This is a genomic window from Streptomyces sp. MBT65, from assembly GCF_016612545.1.
GTDB lineage: Bacteria > Actinomycetota > Actinomycetes > Streptomycetales > Streptomycetaceae > Streptomyces.
Window position 1 is genome coordinate 1 of sequence record NZ_JAENRY010000139.1, and the last position, 17,267, is coordinate 17,267.

General features: G+C 71.7%; 9 protein-coding genes and 1 pseudogene. 8 read left to right on the forward strand and 2 right to left on the reverse strand.

All coding sequences use genetic code 11. The features are described 5' to 3' along the window. The 3 genes and pseudogenes from JHN63_RS28600 to JHN63_RS28610 all read left to right on the forward strand — a co-directional run. Positions 1–2,416 (forward strand): glutaminase domain-containing protein (locus JHN63_RS28600; protein WP_200685976.1); only part of this gene is annotated, 2,416 nt, incomplete at its 5' end. Positions 2,417–2,521: 105 nt separating this feature from the next. Next, positions 2,522–3,694 carry an alpha-lytic protease prodomain-containing protein gene (locus JHN63_RS28605; protein WP_200685978.1) on the forward strand — a complete coding sequence of 391 codons (1,173 nt, stop codon included), beginning with the start codon at positions 2,522–2,524 and terminating at the stop codon, positions 3,692–3,694. 276 nt (positions 3,695–3,970) lie between these two features. Further along, positions 3,971–4,244: pseudogene (locus JHN63_RS28610) on the forward strand (hypothetical protein); the annotation flags it as partial. Between the two features lie 97 nt (positions 4,245–4,341). Here the strand turns inward: JHN63_RS28610 and JHN63_RS28615 are convergent. Continuing rightward, a complete protein-coding gene (locus JHN63_RS28615; RefSeq protein WP_200685980.1) occupies positions 4,342–5,220 on the reverse strand; it encodes an oxygenase MpaB family protein in 879 nt (292 codons plus the stop codon). A gap of 490 nt (positions 5,221–5,710) precedes the next feature. Between JHN63_RS28615 and JHN63_RS28620 the strand changes: the two genes are divergently transcribed. From JHN63_RS28620 to JHN63_RS28635, 4 genes are all read left to right on the forward strand, one after another. Further along, the gene (locus JHN63_RS28620) at positions 5,711–6,436 is read left to right on the forward strand and encodes a beta-glucanase (RefSeq protein WP_307782007.1); all 726 of its coding nucleotides are present in this window, start codon (positions 5,711–5,713) and stop codon (positions 6,434–6,436) included. Between the two features lie 603 nt (positions 6,437–7,039). Beyond that, on the forward strand, positions 7,040–7,231 hold the full coding sequence (locus JHN63_RS28625) for a hypothetical protein (RefSeq protein WP_200685982.1): 192 nt from the start codon (positions 7,040–7,042) through the stop codon (positions 7,229–7,231). A gap of 404 nt (positions 7,232–7,635) precedes the next feature. Further along, the gene (locus JHN63_RS28630; RefSeq protein WP_200685984.1) at positions 7,636–9,213 is read left to right on the forward strand and encodes an alpha-1,2-mannosidase; all 1,578 of its coding nucleotides are present in this window, start codon (positions 7,636–7,638) and stop codon (positions 9,211–9,213) included. Between the two features lie 454 nt (positions 9,214–9,667). After that, entirely contained in the window at positions 9,668–11,260 is a 1,593-nt protein-coding gene (locus tag JHN63_RS28635) for an SDR family oxidoreductase (protein WP_200686017.1), read from the forward strand. Between the two features lie 486 nt (positions 11,261–11,746). On the opposite strand, the gene JHN63_RS28640 is transcribed toward JHN63_RS28635, so the two are convergent. Next, positions 11,747–14,524, reverse strand: coding sequence for an AAA family ATPase (locus tag JHN63_RS28640; protein ID WP_234477853.1), 2,778 nt, complete (start codon positions 14,522–14,524; stop codon positions 11,747–11,749). A 137-nt stretch (positions 14,525–14,661) separates the two neighbouring features. On the opposite strand from JHN63_RS28640, the gene JHN63_RS28645 reads away from it, so the two are divergent. Further along, a complete protein-coding gene (locus JHN63_RS28645; protein WP_200685986.1) occupies positions 14,662–17,247 on the forward strand; it encodes a LuxR family transcriptional regulator in 2,586 nt (861 codons plus the stop codon). The last annotated feature ends 20 nt before the right edge of the window (positions 17,248–17,267 follow it).

Genomic DNA, 17,267 nt, shown 5'->3' on the forward strand with positions numbered 1-17,267 from the left:
GCCCGCCCACCCCCTCGCCGTGCGGTCCCCGTACCTGACCACTTGGCTGGCCGGGGACACCTTGGCCGGCACCTGGCCCACCTTCTGGAACGGGCGGATCACCGCGCTGGCCGGCATCGCCCGGATCGACGGCACGCCCTACGTGTTCCTGGGCGCCCCGGCGCTGCCCGGCGGGCCGGCACTCGGCACGATGACGCAGACGTCGTTGCAGCTCACAGCCACCCGGTCGATCTTCACGCTCACCGGGGGCGGCGTCACACTGACGGTCACCTTCTTCTCCCCCGTGGACCTCGGCAACCTGCAACGCCAGTGCGTGCCGCTGAGCTACATCAGCGTCCAGGCCGCGAGCAGCGATGGGGCCAGCCACACCGTGGACGTGCACATCGACGCCTCCGCCGAGTGGGTGCACGGCGACAGCTCCACCCAGGTCACCTGGGCCAAGCAGGCGACCGGCAGCATGACCGCTCTGACCTGCCAACCGGCCTCCCCGGCGGTGCTGGCCGAGCACAACGACCAGGCGTCGTGGGGTTCACTGGTGCTGGCCGCCCCCACCGTGGGCGGGCTGACCTGGCAGATCGGCCAGGACACCGTCGTACGGGCGGCGTCCGCCGCGAACGGAGCCCTGGCCGGCACCTCCGACACCGCCCAGCCCCGCGCGATCAACGACCGCTGGCCCGTGCTGGGCCTCAACCAGAACCTGGGCACCGTCACCGCGTCCGCGCCGTCGGCGGAGTTCCGGATCGTCGTCGGCCATGTGCGCACCCCGGCGGTGAGCTATCTCGGCGCCCGCCTGAACCCGTGGTGGACGCACTACTGGAGCTCGTGGACCGCGATGCTCGACTGGTTCGAGGGCAACCGCGCCGCCGCCCTGTCCGCCGCCGTCGCCTTCGACAAGGCCGTCCACGACGACGCCGTCAGTGCCGCGGGCGGCGGTGACACCGGCGAACGCTACGCCGCCGTCTGCGCCCTGGCGGTGCGTCAGGCCGTGGCCGGGACGGAACTCGTCGACCGGAACGGCTCGCCCTGGGCAATGCTCAAGGAGATCTCCTCCAACGGCAACTTCTCCACCGTCGACGTCCTCTACCCGGCGTCCCCCGCCTATCTGCACCTCTCGCCCGCGTATCTGCGGCTGCTCCTCGAACCGCACTTCGACTACGCGGAGCGGGCGGGCTGGCCCAAGCCCTACGCCGAGCACGACCTCGGCTCCAGCTACCCGAACGCGACCGGGCACCTGGACGGCGACGAGGAGGCCATGCCGATCGAGGAGTCCGCCAACATGCTGATCATGGCGGCGGCCGTGGCCCAGCGCCTTCCGGCGGCCGACGCGGCATCCTTCGCCACCGCGCACTACGCGATCCTGCGCCAGTGGGCCGAGTACCTGGTGGCCAACACCCTCGACCCGGAGAACCAGAACCAGACCGACGACTTCACCGGCTGGATCGCGCACAGCGCCAACCTCGCGCTCAAGGGCATCATCGGCGTCGGCGCGATGAGCGTGGTCGCCAAGGCCGCGTCCAACTCCTCCGACGCCACGCACTACGAGGCCCTCGCCCGCGGCTACATCAGCCGGTGGGTCACCCTCGCCCAGGACTCCTCCGGCACCCACCTGAAACTCGCCTACGACCAGGACGGCACCTGGAGCCTGAAGTACAACGGCTACGCCGACCGTCTGCTGGGCGTCGACCTGGTGCCCACCGGAGTGGCCGCGCAGGAAGCCGCCTGGTACCTGTCCAAGGCGGGCACCTACGGCGTGCTGCTGGACCCGCGCAACGACTACACCAAGACCGACTGGGAGATGTGGACCGCGGCCTGGCTGGCCGACCACCCCGACACCCGCACCATGCTGATCAACGGGGTCTACGGCTTCGCGAACAGCACGCCTTCGCGGGTGCCCTTCACCGACTGGTACGTCGTCGCCACCGGAGCCCAGCGGGGCTTCGCCGACCGCCCCGTGATCGGCGGTGTCCTCGCCCTGCTGAACGCCCCGGCGAGCGACTCCGCCTCTTGGAAACGTATCCAGAACAGGAACTCCGGCAAGCTGCTCGCCGTCAGCGGCATGTCCCTCGCCGACAGCGCCGAGGTCACCCAGTACGAGGACAACGGCACCGCCGACCACCAGTGGACCGTGGTCGACAACGGCGACGGCACCGTCAAGATCTACAACCGCAACAGCGGCAAACTGCTCGCCGTCCACGACCAGAGCACAGCCGACGGCGCCCACGTCCAGCAGTACAACGACAACGGCACCCAAGACCATCTCTGGAGGTGCGTCGACAACGGCGACGGCTGGATGAAGATCGTCAACGTGCACAGCGGCAAGCTCATGGCCGTCGACGGCGCATCCCAGGCCAACGGCGCCCAGGTGACGCAGTGGAACGACAACGGCACCTCCGACCACCTCTGGCGGCTCGTCTGACCCACCCCGACGGCTGACATGAGCACACCACAGACCGCACTCCGGAGACCGTCGCCCCACCGATCCACGCCTTTCCCGCCCCACAAGGAAATGAAGGAGCGCTCCATGCGAAGCCCCACGAAACTCTGCCTGGGCCTGTCCGCCCTGCTGGTCCTGGGCACCGGAGCCCTGGGTCTGACACCTGCCGCCGCATCGCCGTCGCAGCCGACCTCGCCCCAGGCCCTCTCCCCCGGTCTGACCACCGCTCTCCAGCGGGACCTCGGACTGACCGCGTCGCAGGCCCGCACCCGGCTGGCGCGGGAAGCCGCCGCCACGAAGCTCGCACCTCGCGCCGAACGGGCGGCTGGGCAGACCTTCGGCGGTTCCTGGTACGACACGGCCCACGGCACCCTCGTCGTCGGACTCACCGACACCGGTGGCGCAGCGGCCGATTCCGTACGGTCCACCGGCGCCACCGTCGTACGGGTCACGCACAGCGCACACACCCTCGACGCCACGAAAACGGCACTCGACAACGTTGCCAGGACGGACGGCGCCCCCTCGGCCGTCCGCAGCTGGCACGTCGACCCCCGCACCAGCACGGTCGTGGCGGAGGTCAGCAAGGGAGCCGAACACAGCGCGGCCGTAACGAAGTTCCTGGCACCCGCGCGCAAGTCCGGGCTGCTCACCGTCAACAGCGTCACCACGGCGCAGAAGCCGCAGACCTTCGCCGCGGGCACCGTCGGTGGCGACCCGTACTACATCAACGGCAACACCCGCTGCTCCATAGGATTCTCCGTGGTCGGCGGCTTCGTCAGCGCCGGACACTGCGGAACGCCCGGCAGTTCCGTGGTCGGCTGGGACGGCTCGGCGATGGGTACCTTCGCCGGCTCGTCGTTCCCGGGCAACGACTACTCGTACATCCGGATCGGCAACGGCTGGTGGACCGTCCCGGTCGTGCTCGGCTGGGGCACCGTCAGCGACGTCCTGGTCCGCGGCTCTGCGGTGGCGCCGGTCGGCTCGTCGGTGTGCCGCTCCGGCTCGACGACCCACTGGCACTGCGGCACCGTCCTCACCCAGAACGAGACCGTCAACTACAGCCAGGGATCGGTCTACCAGCTGACCGGCACCAGCGTCTGCGCCGAACCCGGCGACTCCGGCGGCTCGTTCATCACCGGCGACCAGGCCCAGGGCGTGACCTCCGGCGGCTGGGGCAACTGCACCAGCGGCGGCCAGACCTGGTTCCAGCCGGTCAACGAAATCCTCAGCACCTACGGCCTCACACTCGTCACCGCCTGATCCACCAGGCGATCCCCGTACGACCGCGCTGCGGAGACACACCGTCAAGACGCCATGCGCTTGGCTACGGCCGTCCGGCTCGCTCAGAGCCGGACGGCCGTTCGTGCCACTTGGGGTGCGACCCCCGCCCTGCCTGCGTCCGGTGGAACGGGCTGATCACACAGCCTCATTCCGACGTAGGGAGAAGGCGCCCGAGGCAGCCACCAGGACTGCTGCCTTCACGGCCCGTTCCGGGAGTCGGGGGTCCGGGTCGGTTCGTATGAGCACCAGTCGGTGGCAGAGGCGAACCGGCCCGCGTTCCACCGCCCGTGCGTCACGGCCTTCGGCGACCTGCCCGGCCGGCACGTCGTACTCCGGACTCGACCAGGCTGACGCCTTCGTCACCCACGCCGACATGGGCGGGTGCGGCCAGACCCTCCGCGCGGCGCTGAACGGCCTCGTCGCCGATCCACAACGCATCGCCCGTTCCAGGCAGTTGCAGGCCGACGCCCCCGCCGAGGGCGACACCTCGCGCGCCGCAGACCTTGTCGAGGACACGCTGCCCGCTTGAACGGGTGCTCCGGCCGAGAAGGAACCGGGTCAGCAGACGGGCACGCGTTAAGAGGCCTGCCGAGTCCGCTCAGCGTGCGGCGGAGCCGGCCGCTGCCTCATGCGCTCGCCGAACGTGGCGCGGGTGCCGGCGCCCACCGGATCATCGAGGCGAGGGCGGAGCCGAGCGGGCGCACACAGAGCGTGTCCACCGCCGCGAGCCGGGGCAGTCGTAGCTTCCGTACTGCCCAACGCGGCAGGAGCGAGACCGCGTTGGCGGCGAGCGCACCGTAAGGGAGACGGGCCGCGAGAGGCAGCGGCGGGTTCAGGAGGAGGACGCGTGCGGTGTCGCGTGCCTGCGGGGTCGCTGCCAGCTCCGGGCGGTACGCGGAAAGGTGCTCGGCCAACTCGGCCCGGCTGCGCGGCGGATCGAGCACCCCAAGCGCGAGGGCGACCTTGGCGGTGTTCTCGACACAGCCGTCGTACTCCGCATCCGTCAAAGGACGCGCCCCGTAGCGCTGGTGGGCCCGCGGGAAGCTGTCCACCTCGGCGATGTTGACCCAGCGGAGCAGGTGCGGATCGGAGGCGTGGTACGGCTCACCCCGGTCGGTCTCGCCCCGCACCCTCTCGTGCACGGCCCGGACCTGGTCACAGGCCCGCTGTGCCTGGTCGGCGGTGCCGTATGTCGTCGTGGCCAGGAAGGTGCTCGTCCGTTGCAGTCGGCCCCAGGGGTCACCGCGGAATCCGGAGTGGGCGGACACGGCCGCCATGGCCAACGGATGCAGCGACTGGAGGAGCAGGGCGGACAGACCGCCGATGAACATCGAGGCGTCACCGTGCACGCGACGGACAGGCTGCTCCGGGCCGAACCAGAGCGGGCCGGGGGTGTCGTGGATCCTGGCACGGTTGCGCGGGCCGTCCGGTCCGGCGATACGGGCGAACACGGCAGCACCCAGCCGTTCCCGCGGGCCGGGACACCCGGCGACGGAGGGTTTCATGGCGCATGGCCTTCCGCCAACCTGTCTTCCATTGTGCCGGGACCCTTCGTCGCCGTAGCCGGAGAGTCTCGGGGGAAGCGCCGCCCGTCGGTCCCGGTGCAGGAGGACCACGAGCGCGCATGCCGCCTCCGTTTCCACGCCGGACGCGCTTTTGGATGCGGACCGGAGAGAGCCCTTACGACGATGCGAACCCTGCCGTGACACCACCGGGCGAGACCGGCTTTCTTGCCGCCGCCGGACAGCCGATGTCTCTACGTCCGGGCAGGGACAGGGACAGGGACAGGGACCGGGGCGGGGGCGGGCATATGTCGGGCGAACATGTTCGTGCGCCATGTGCGCGTTCGGACACGGACAGCCGACCCGTCACCTGCACGTGCGAAGCTTCCCCGCGCTCAGCCGGCCACCGCATGGCGGGCCGCCGTACCGGGCAGCACTGCGGCAGCCGACGCCTTGCCCCCACCTCAACCCCACCCCACCCAGGGAGCCGTATGTGAGCGATGTCGTCTTCACAGCCGATTTCACCTCCACCAGCCAATGGGTGGCAGGCCGTTCCTGGGCCTATCCCGACGGCGGTCCCACCAACCCGGGCGACAACAAGCTGGACCACCTCACCTCCGATCCGGCCTACTCCCGCACCGGTACGTTCCGCGCCACCCGCAGGACCGACGGTTTGTGGAGCACCGGACTGCTGACCACCGAGGGAAGCGACGAGGCCTTCATGGTCCGCACCGGCGACCGGCTCCAGGCCCGCGTCCAACTGCCCACCGGGCTCGGTGCCTGGCCAGGGATCTGGACCTGGCGCGACGGAGGCAACGAGGTCGACGTCTTCGAGTACCACCCCGACAACCCGGACCTGCTCGAACTCAGCAACCACGTCCGCGAAGGACACACCTACCTCCACCATCCGGCGGTGAGTCCGGGCGCCGTCGTCGACCTCGGAGTGACCTTCGGCCGCCGTAGCGTCGTCTGGACACTCAACGGCACCCAGGTCTTCGCCGACGGCCGGGGCGTCGGCTCCAACTGGCACGCCTACCTCATCGTCAACCTCTCCGTCTGCGCCGGCAGCTACCACCCCCGCCCCGACATCAAGTCCACCGAACTGTCGTACCGCGTCGAGAACTTGACCGTGCACCGGCGCCTGATCCCGCACGCGGCGGAACCCCACGACGACGAAGCGACGACGGCCGGGACGGCAACGGCGGACGGCACACCGTGACAAGCCCCGGGCGGCAGGGCGTCCGGGGGGGCGCACTGGCCGAAAGCCGCTGATTCCGGCAGCTCTGCCACACCGACCGTCGACGCGGCATCCCTTCGCCCGGCTCGCGGCCGCCTACGAGACCGTCGACACCACCGTCTGCCGGCTCGTCCCTCACAGCGAGCCGGTAGCCCCATCGGCGAACTCGGCCTTCGCTGCTCTCCCCCACCACGATCCGGTGCCCGATCACCACGCCCCGGCAGGGAACGCCCGAGTCGGGGCCGTCGACAGGGTTCAGCGGCAGGGACACCGGACACTTGCACGCTCGCCGAGTCGAACGCGACGTCCGGCGATGCCAGGTCTACGCCACGCAGTCCGCGAGCGCGCGCTGCACGCATTGCCGGAGCGGTGTCACGACGTCAGGGGCCAGGGGAACGCTGACGACGTTCGCGCTCGTCGCGCACCACGGACCTCCAACTGCGGTGACGGGACGGGCACTTCAGAGCAGAGACAGACGATCTCGCACAGGACGGGCGCTGACACATCGTGCACCCTCCGCCTGCACACGTCTGGCGCACCGGGCACCACACGTCACTGATCGGAACCGCAGCCTCTCGTACAGGTGTGGCAGTCACGGCCGTGATCATCGCCGCCACGACGCCGCCCTTCGCGCCCTCCGCCATGACCAACTCCACCGGCGCCGTCGGCGACAGCCTGGACTTCCACAAGGGTTCGCCGAAAATGATCATCTTCGGCATCTCCGTCACCTGTACGTCGAACCCCGACCAGTCACCCGGGCCCTCCGTCTTCAGCTGAGCCCGCCGTGCGCGAGTGACCCGTTCCCGATCACACCCGCGCCCACGGAGTTCCGAACTGCCGCTGCGAGCGGACGCCGCCCTACCCGCACCGGGATCAGCCTCCGCGAGGCTTCCGCCCGGGCAATGCCCTACCGGCCGCGAGATTTCCGTGAGCGCCGCGTACAACGCGTACGCCCCCCTCGACACGCGACTCTCATCGTCACGGGAATCCACACCGGCGACATCCAGGCAACTGCCGTACTTGACGGCCCTGTTGATACTCATCGTGGTTCAACTCATGGGCGTGCGAGGTCTGTTGTCAGTGGCCGGCGGTACGTTTTGCAGGCGTCGCGGGCCGCAAGGCCGCGCCACGCACATCGCGACCGGTGACCCCGGTACGCCCCGAACGACGTAGGGACACGCATGGAACCCGTATTCGCCGACTTCTCCACCGACCCGGCCCAGCTCTCGAACGCCGTGGTCACCCACCACCGCTGCGGCGTCGCTTCCTCACACCTGGCGCTGGGTGCCGGCGGTCACATCAAGGTGGACTTCACGGTCGACGGGCGGGAGGAGAACGACGAGGCCGTCGTCACGGTGACCGTTCTCGGTACGAGCGCTCCGATGGACGTCCTGCTCAACGGCAAGGCCCTCGCGGAGGAGTTGGCGATACCGACGGGCGGGGCGCACAGCGACCCGCAGGACATCGTCCTCAGCGCACCGGGGGAACTGCTGGCCACCGGTGCCAACGTTCTCGAGGTGCGCAGCCCGGAGGGCTCGGACACACTGCTGCGGCTGCGCGCCGTCACCGTGGTCCCCGCGCACGAACGGGACAAGGCGGAGCGTGCCAGGGCGGCCCGGGCCGCCAACCGGTCCGTCATCGCCTTCAGTGCCGAGGTCCGTGCCCCCGGCGCCACCGCCTGGCAGCCCGCGCCCCGACTGCTCGTCCACATCGACATGGGCGAGCGTGCCGTGCCGGCGCACCTCGCGTGGCGCGGGGCGGACGGCTCGGAGGCGGCGATCGGGCTGCGCGCGGACCTGACCGGTTTCCTGGGGCACCGCAGGACCGCCGACGGCGCGGTGACCGAGTACCGCGGTTCGCTCGCCGACCGCTGGGCCTACCCCGAGGGCACGACGACGGCCCGGCTGCACCGGTTCTCCACCGAGGAGGGGCATGACGGCACCTGGTCGCCTTCCGGCGAGTTGCGGTTGCTGCTCGAGGACGGAGGGGCGCCCGTGGAGCGCGTGTCCTGGACCGATCGGCGAGGCGCCAGCGCCTCTGTCGTCCTGAGCTCCGCCGACAGGCCTGACGTGCGGAAACCCACCGGTGAACTGCGGGACATCACGCGTACGGTCGTCGGCGTCGAAGCGAGCGACGAGTTCGACGCGGCGGGCGAGGTCGCGGTGAACCTGCTCAGCAAGTCCCGGAGCAAATGGCTGGGGGACGGTGAGTCCGCCGTGCTGGACTTCGCCCTTGCGCACCCTGCCGCCATCACCGTTTACCGGCTGACCTCGGCGAACGACGCCCCCGACCGGGATCCGGAGGAGTGGGAACTCCAGGGATCGCACGACGGCGGTCACTGGACGACCGTGGACTCCCGCACCCGCGAACACTTCAGGCAGCGATACGAGACGAAGGAGTACTCCGTCGTCTCCCCCGCGTCCTACGCCCACTACCGCCTGAGCATCACCGACAACCACGGCTCCGAGCAGACCCAGCTCTCCCGGGTCCAGTTCCTGACCGCCGAGTCCGCCGCCGGGCCGGCGCACGGCGCCGCCGACTTCACCGGCTACCGCGCCCCGGTCGGCGGCGACCCCGTCGGATACCGGGGTACGACCGTCCCCGGCCCCTGGTCCGACACCCCCGGCAGGCAGGAGGGCCCGGAAGCAGGGCAAGCCTTGCAGAAGCTCCTCGCCGGCGACCTGGGCGAGACGGCCCGCGGCCTGGACGACGCCGCCCGGCTCATCGGCAAGTTGGCGGCATACCTGCAGAATTCCTGAAGCCCGGCGCCGCACCGGCGAGTTCGAGGAATCGTCGCCGGCACCCTGACCGTTTGATCAGGCCGCGGGCAATGTGTGCGGCATGCTCGGCCGAGGCTACCCGGCCGAGCAGGCCGCACACACAGGCCAAACAGGGCCACTCCGAGCCCCGCCCCCGCCCGGCAGCCCGGCGTCGGCCATCGCGAACCGCCCCACGGCACCCTCGACGCCGCACACAAACTCGCCTCCGCCGTCGCCGTCGACCTCCTCCAGCTCTCCACCCTCCGCTTCGAAACCGACACACCACGCGGCGACACCAGTCCCGAACAGCAGGAACTCGGCCGTGGCGCGGCACGCAGCGAGGTCGGGCCGCGACGCCCCGACGGGCACGGTCACCCCGTTGCGGAGATGATCGGACGACGAGGCAACAGCGTCGGAGCAAGCGCGTGGAGGCAGCACAGTGAGCGCGGACGGACTGCGGAACGCGACCGACGCCGCCGAGGGACACGGCGGCCGCGGGCCCGAACGGCTGCACTGTCTGGTCACCGGAGCGTCCGGCTACGTCGGCGGACGCCTGGTACCGGAACTGCTGAAGGCAGGCCACCGGGTGCGCTGTCTGGCCCGTTCACCGGACAGCCTCCGTGACCATCCCTGGGCCGGCGACGCCGAGACGGTTCGCGGGGACGTCACGGACCCCGCGTCGGTCGCCGCAGCCATGCGCGGCATCGACGTCGCCTACTACCTGGTGCACGCCCTCGGAACCGGCGCCGGGTTCGAGGACACCGACCGCCGCGCCGCGCACGTCTTCGCCGAGCAGGCACGGGCCGCCGGTGTACGACGGATCGTCTATCTCGGCGGACTCACCCCGAAGGACGTTCCCGAAAACTCCCTCTCCCCCCACCTGCGGTCCCGGGCCGAGGTCGGGCGGATCTTCCTGGAAGCGCCGGTGCCCGCCACCGTACTGCGGGCCGCTGTCGTCATCGGCTCCGGATCGGCCTCCTTCGAGATGCTCCGCTACCTCACCGAGCGACTGCCGGTGATGGTCACCCCGAGCTGGGTGCACACCCGCACCCAGCCCATCGCGGTGCGCGACGTGCTGCGCTACCTCGTCGGCTCCGCGACCATGCCGGACGACGTCAACCGGACGTTCGACATCGGCGGGCCGGACGTCCTCACCTACCGCGAGATGATGCGCCGCTACGCCCTCGTCGCCGGACTGCGCCGACGGCTCATCGTGCCCGTACCGATCCTGACGCCCAGGCTGTCCAGCCACTGGGTCGGTCTCGTCACGCCCGTGCCCGCCTCCATCGCCCGACCCCTCACGGAGTCCCTGCGCCACGAGGTCGTCTGCCGCGAGCACGACATCGCCCGCTACCTGCCCGACCAGCCGGGCCGGCCACTGCCCTTCGACCAGGCGCTCGCCCTGGCACTCCAGCGCGTACGGGAGGCACAGGTGGTCACCCGCTGGTCGTCGGCCTCCGTCCCGGGGGCACCCAGCGACCCGCTGCCCACGGACCCGGACTGGGCGGGCGGCAGCCTCTACCAGGACGAACGGCGGACGTCGGTCGACGCGTCGGGGCAGGCGTTGTGGAAGGTGATCGAGGGCATCGGCGGCGACAACGGCTGGTACTCCTTCCCCCTGGCCTGGGCGGTCCGGGGCTGGATGGACCGGTTCGTCGGCGGGGTCGGCCTGCGCCGCGGCCGGCGTGACGCCCAGCACCTTCGGGTCGGCGACTCGCTCGACTTCTGGCGGGTCGAGGAGATCGAGCGCGGACGGCTCCTGCGGCTACGGGCCGAGATGCGCCTCCCGGGCCTGGCCTGGCTGGAGATGTACTGCGAGACGGATACCGAGGGCCGCACCCGTTACCGCCAGCGCGCCCTGTTCCACCCCCGCGGGCTGCTCGGCCACGTCTACTGGTGGTCCGTCTCGCCCTTCCACGCAGTCGTCTTCGGCGGCATGGCCCGCAACATCACCCGAGCCGCCGCCAAGAACACCGACGGGCCCAGGAGCGCCCGTCGCCCCGTCCAGTCTCGAGGCCACCGCAGCCAACCGAGATCCCACCCGTAGCGCATACATCCCCATCGCACCGGCTCGAGCGACACCGTCACCAGCGTGTCCGTGCTGTCCGCTTCGAAGGTGCTCCTCACGCGCTCTGATCCTCCGCCGGCCGCCTGCCGACGTGGCCGAGCCACGCGCCGGATCGTTCAGCACTTCCCGGGCGGCCCGCGCTCCCGACGCCAGTGCGCCCTGCCGGTCCGAAACGAGTCATGCGGCTGGGCGGCCAGGGCGACAGCATCGCGGGCAACACCCCTCACCCACGGCATCACCGGCACCGGGCACGTCCACGCCGAGTACGGAGCTGAAGACCAGCAAGGCGCCCGGTGGCGGCGTGCTGTGGGCCGCGTGGTAGTACGTGGAGACCCTACGGCCCTCCGCCCTTCGCAGGCCCGCGCGGCACCCAGGTCCGACTGGACCGTGGCGAACCGAGCGCGGCCGAACGCGATCAGCCGTCGCTCGCGGGTACTCCCGGCCTCAGCGATCCGGCACCCGACGTCACTCCGGCCGCCGGACGCCGTCGAGGATGTCGCGCAGTTGGGCGCGGCCGGTGATGCCGAGCTTGGGGAAGATCTTGTGCAGGTGGAAGCCGACGGTGCGGTGAGAGAGGTAGAGCCGAGTGCCGATGTCCCGGTTCGTCAGACCTTCCGCTGCCAGTTCGGCGATCTGCAACTCCTGCGGCGTCAGGTCGGCCAGGACGTCGTGAACGGCGGGAGGGGCCACGGCCACGCCCGCCGCGCGGAGTTCCGCAGCGGTGCGCTCGGCCCAGGGGCGTGCGTCCAGTCGTTCGAAGATGTCGAGGGCCGTGCCGAGGAGGGGACGTGCTTCGGCGGTACGCCGGCGGCGCCGTAGCCACTCGGCGAAGTCGAGGTGGGCGAGGGCGTGTTCGAAGGGCCAGCGGGCGCCTGCCTGGTCGCCGATCGCCGCACGGAAACGGGACTCCGCGTCGTCGGCATCGCTCAGCAGTGCCGAGGCGCGGTGCACGACCGCGGCCAGACGGACGGAGCGATGCTGCTCCAGGGTCCGCTCGGCGGCGTGGAGCACGGCGCGGGCGTCGTCCGCCTGTCCGGCCCGGACGGCCGCGGCCGCGAGATCGGCCAGGCAGTAGAGGGACGCGTGGTAATGGACGGGGACTGGGCGGGCGTCCTGGGTGAAGGCGCGGCGGAGTTGGCCGTACGCCGTCTCGTGGTCGCCCTCTGCCAGAGCGGCCAGGGCGAGCGCGTGCCGGTGACGCACGTACAGGCTGCGCGACTTGCGCAGGTCCCGGCCTCGGACGGCGTCGTCCACCTGCGCCCGCGCGCCCGCGTGGTCCCCGCGAACGGCGCGCAGGGTGGCCTGGAGGAGGGGCGATCCCACGATGACGTTGTCCGCGCCCGCCTCCGTGGCCATCCAGAGGGCCTCCTCGGCGGCGGCCTGCGCCGCGCTCCAGGCTCCGCTCTCGAAGTGCGCCAGGGCCAGGGCCTGCGCGACGGTGCAGTTGGCGCCGGCCGTGGCGGCCCGGCGCAGTTGGTCCATGGCCCGGTCGAGCAGGCGTACGGCTTCGTCGGTCTCGTCCAGGATCCAGGCCGCGCCGCCGAGTGAGACGAGGCCGGTCAGGGAGCCGTCCGGCAGGGCGTCGACGGCGTGGTGCAGGCTCTTCAGGGTTTGCTGCCGGTCCGTGAACGGTCGGGCGGCCGCCTGCGGCCAGACGCGGTCGGTCTCGTCCGGCTGCCGGGCGATGAGACCGTCGATCCGCTGGATGTCGTGCCGGTAGCGGGGGTCACCCGAGTTGTACGCCGGGGTCGCCGCGGTACCCAGGGCGCTCAGAGCCAGGGCCGGCGCGGGGGCGGCCATGGATTCGGCCACGGGGAGCAGGAAGGCCAGGGAGTCGTCGTGCCGCAGGGTGACGGCCAGGGACCAGCCGGCCCGCAGGGATGCCTCGGCCAGGAGCTGGGGGTCGTCCGTGAGTCCGTCGACGCGGCCCGCGATCTCCTCCACCCACTGCGGGTGCCCTGCGTACATGGCGGAGGTGGCCGCAGCGAGCAGCCGGCGGGCGCGCTCCTGCGGATCGGGGGTGAGTTCGGCGGCGCGTTCGAGGGCGGTCGCCGCGGCCGCGTGGCCACCGCGGTGCTGGAGGCGTTCCGCGCTCTCGGCCAGGGCGCGGGCGACGTCTTCGTCCGGGCCGAGCGCGGCGGCGGCAAGGTGCCAGGCACGGCGATCGGGTTCGTGCGCGAACGCGGCGGCGAGGGTGAGGTGGGCGTCGCGGCGTTCGGCGAAGGAGGCGGCCTGGTACACGGCGGAGCGGACCAGGGGGTGGCGGAGCCTTGCCCGGCCGCCGTCGAGGCGTACGAGCCCCGCCTGCTCGGCGGGTTCCCAGACTTCCGGTCCGCCCGCTTGCGGTACGTCCGAGAGCTGTGCGGTGCCCGCGGCGGCCACCAGGAGCAGGGCTCGCCGGGTCGTGGGTGGCAGCGTGGGCAGGTCGACGGCGAACAGGTGTTCAAGGCGAGCGGTGAGTGGCAGCGAATCGAATGGACCGAGGTTACCGCCGTCCGGATCCCTGGCGAAGGCCCGCGCGAGTTCGATGAGGGCGAGCGGGTTCCCGGCTGCCTCGTTGAGAATCCGTGAACGGACCCGGCCCCGGGGTGGCTGCGGCTGCCGGTCCAGCAGGAGCCCGGCCGATGCCCGGTCCAGCGGACCGGCCGTCAGATGCGGGAAGTCACGGTCGAAGCGCACCGGCACCTCTTCGTCGCGTGCCGCGAGCAGCAGGGCGGCGGGTTCCTCGTCGAGCCGCCGGGCGACGAAGGCGAGCACGTCCAGCGAGCCGACGTCCAGCCACTGGGCGTCGTCGACGGCGATCAGCAGCGGACGCTCCGCCGCCGCGTCCGAGAGCAGCGTCAGCACCGCGGTTCTGATCAACAGCGGTTCGGGGGCCGGTGATGCGTCGGCCTGGTCCATGCCGAACGCGTGGCGCAGGGCGTCGCGCTGACGCGCGGGAAGCCGGTCGACGCTGCTGAGCACGGGACGCAGCAGCTGATGCACCCCGGCGAAGCCGAGGTCCTGCTCCCCCTCGCAGCCCCGAACCCTCATCACGCGTCGACCGCGGTCCGCTGCCAGCAGGGCGGCCCGGTCGACCAGGGTGCTCTTTCCCGCCCCCGGCTCACCGGTCAGCACCAGCACCTTGGGGCCACCGCCGTCGACCGCGTCGACCAGCCGCGTGATCCGTGAGATCTCACGATCCCGGCCGAGGATCGTCGGCCCGTGTTCGTGCTCGGCACCGAAGTCGCCGACGTCCGTCAAGTTCCGTATCTCCCCACCGCTCACATCCCATCCTGCCAGGCCCGCCGCGCATGACTGGTCACATGACAGAAGCGGTGGTCGTCGCACCCCTGACAGCATCCGGTCTCCGGGTGTGCACAGTGATCGGGAGTACGGCAGTGGGTGTGGAAGCGGAGGTCGAGCGGATCCTGTGGAGCGTGGACGGGCCGCGGTCCCTCCTGGTCCTGGGGGACACCGGCACCGGCAAGACCCGGCTGCTCCGGATCGCCGGCCGGCAGGCCCAACAGCGAGGGGCCCGTGTCCTGTCGGCGCGTGCCTGCTCGTCGGAGGCGCAGCAGCCGTACGCCTGTCTGCACCAGCTTCTGCTTCCCGTGCGGGACGAGCTCGACGCCCTTCCGGCTCCCCAGCAGCGGGCACTGCACGCCCTCTTCGCACCGACGGCGGACGACGTGCCGCAGGCGGGAACGGTCCTGCCCACCGCGGTACTGACCCTCTTGGACCGTCTCGCGCGGACCGCTCCGGTCCTGCTGAGCGTCGACGACCTCCAGGACTGCGACCGCGGCTCCCTGGCCGTCCTGTCCTTCGTGGCACGACGGCTCACCGACACCTCCGTCACCGTGCTCCTCTCGGCACGCGGTGAGGCTCCCCCTCCAGGCATCCCCTCGGACCTCGCCGTACTGTCCCTGGGCCCCCTGTCCCCGCGGGCGGCCGCCCGGCTGCTCGACGCGCAGCCCGGTGCGCCCACCGGACGGGCCAGGCTGGAGTTGCTCCGGCAGGCGGAGGGCAATCCGCTGGCGATCATCGAGCTCAGCCGTGCCGGGGAACGGACCTGGGGTGTCCAGCAGATGTTCGCGGCGCGGCTGGACGCGCTTCCGGAAGAAACCCGGCACGCCCTGCTGTACGCGGCGACCGCCCTGCCGCAGGAGCAACTCGGCACCGTCATGGCCGGGTTGGGTTCCGACGACCTGCGGGTGTGGGCCCCGGCGGAGGCGGCCGGACTGATCACCGTCGCCGAGGGCCGGCTCGCCTTCGGCAACCCGCTGACGCGAACGGCCGCCTACCACCGGCAGCCCGCGCAGCTGCGCCGGCGGGCCCACCGGGATCTGGCGGCCGTGTCCGTCCACGGACCTTCGCACCTGGCCGCGGCCGCGGTCGGTCCGGACGAGTCCGTGGCCGCGGCCCTGGAAGCCGCCTCCGAGCGGGGCGACCGCTTCACCGCGGCCCACGCACTGGAGCGGGCCGCGCTCCTCAGCCCCCGCGACGACGACCGTGCCCGCCGTCTCACCGCGGCGCTCACCGCCGCGAGTGCCCTCGGAGACCCGGCCTGGGTACGCGAGTTGTACTCGGCGCCAGGCCGGGTGAGCCGGGACCCGGAACCGACGGCTGCCGCCTGCGCCATGGGTGGGGCGCTGTCGTTGCTGTCGTTCCAGCGAGAGGCGTTCGACCTCCTGCTGGGGGCGGCGCGGCTCACGCCTGAGAGCGACGCCGAGCCGGCCCTCGCCCTGGCGGCCGTCGCGACGGGCATCGCCCGTCAGTCCGGACTCCCCCAGCACTGGCGGCAGTTGGGCATCTTCCTCGACCGGGCGTCCGAGGACGGCGGGCAACACACCGACGTGCTCACCTCCCTGAAGGCCCTCGCCTCGACCACGACCGGTCTGAGCCGGTCGGCCCACCTGCTCACGACGGCCTCGCTCGCCCACTACACCGACGAGTCGGACCTGTGCGCGGAACAGTTCCGGCAGGCGGGCGAGCGCCTGCGCGCCCAAGGCGCGTTGGGCCCGCTCGCCTGGACCGTGGCGGCCCAGGTGGACACGCTCCTGGATCTGGGCCGCTGGGCCGAGGCCGAGTCCCTGATCGAGGAGGGGCTCTCGTACGCCGCCGTCCATCGGTGGACCCGCGTCGAACTGGATCTCGAAGCCCTGGGGACGACCCTGCGCGCGTTGCGCGGCGAGAGTGTGCCGGGCACCCGGTTCGCCGGCCCGAACTGGCGCTCCGTCAGCCTGCACGAGAACCGCGCCACACATGCCCGGATGCTGCGGGCCTGCGGTCTGACGGCCATGGTTCTGGGGGACGGGGACGACGCCTTCCGGCACCTGCGAACGCTCTTCGCGGACGACGGCGATCCCCTCGACCCCTTCCTCTCGCCCCGCTGCGTCGCCGAACTGGCCGTCGCCGCCCATCGCACGGGCCGGCAACGGGAGGCGGCGCACGTTCTCGCGCGGGTCCGGCAAAGCCAGGGCGCCCGCCCGACGACCCGGATGACGCTGCTCATGCACCACGCGGCTGCACTGGTCGACGACGACGCGGACCCCGAGCACCACTTCCAGCTGGCCGTGGTCAATCCGGAGGCGGCCCGCTGGCCCCTGGAACGGGCTCGGGCCCGCCTGGACTACGCGATCTGGCTGCGCCGACGCAGGAGGCCGCTGGATGCCCGCGCCCAGCTGACCGTCGTACTGGAAACGGCCACCCGGCTCGGCGCCGGGCACCTCGCCGAGTCGGCCCGCGGCGAGCTGCGCGCAAGCGGGGTGGCCGAGGCTCCCGCATCGACGCATCCGCTGGTCGAACTGACCGCCCAGCAACGGCAGATCGTCCGGCTGGCCGCGGACGGCCTGTCCAACCGCGAGATCGGCGAACAGCTGTTCCTGTCGCCACGTACCGTGGGCTCGCACCTCTACAACGTCTATCCAAAACTCGGCATCAGCAGCCGCCACCAGCTGCGCGATCTCCTCGTGTGCGAGAAGTGACGGGCGAGAGGCGGCCATCG

What these genes read in the sequence shown, in the direction of transcription:
- JHN63_RS28605 (WP_200685978.1), top strand. Translation starts at nt 2,522, where the DNA reads ATGCGAAGCCCCACGAAACTCTGCCTGGGCCTGTCCGCCCTGCTGGTC.
- JHN63_RS28615 (WP_200685980.1), bottom strand. Translation starts at nt 5,220, where the DNA reads ATGAAACCCTCCGTCGCCGGGTGTCCCGGCCCGCGGGAACGGCTGGGT.
- JHN63_RS28630 (WP_200685984.1), top strand. Translation starts at nt 7,636, where the DNA reads ATGGAACCCGTATTCGCCGACTTCTCCACCGACCCGGCCCAGCTCTCG.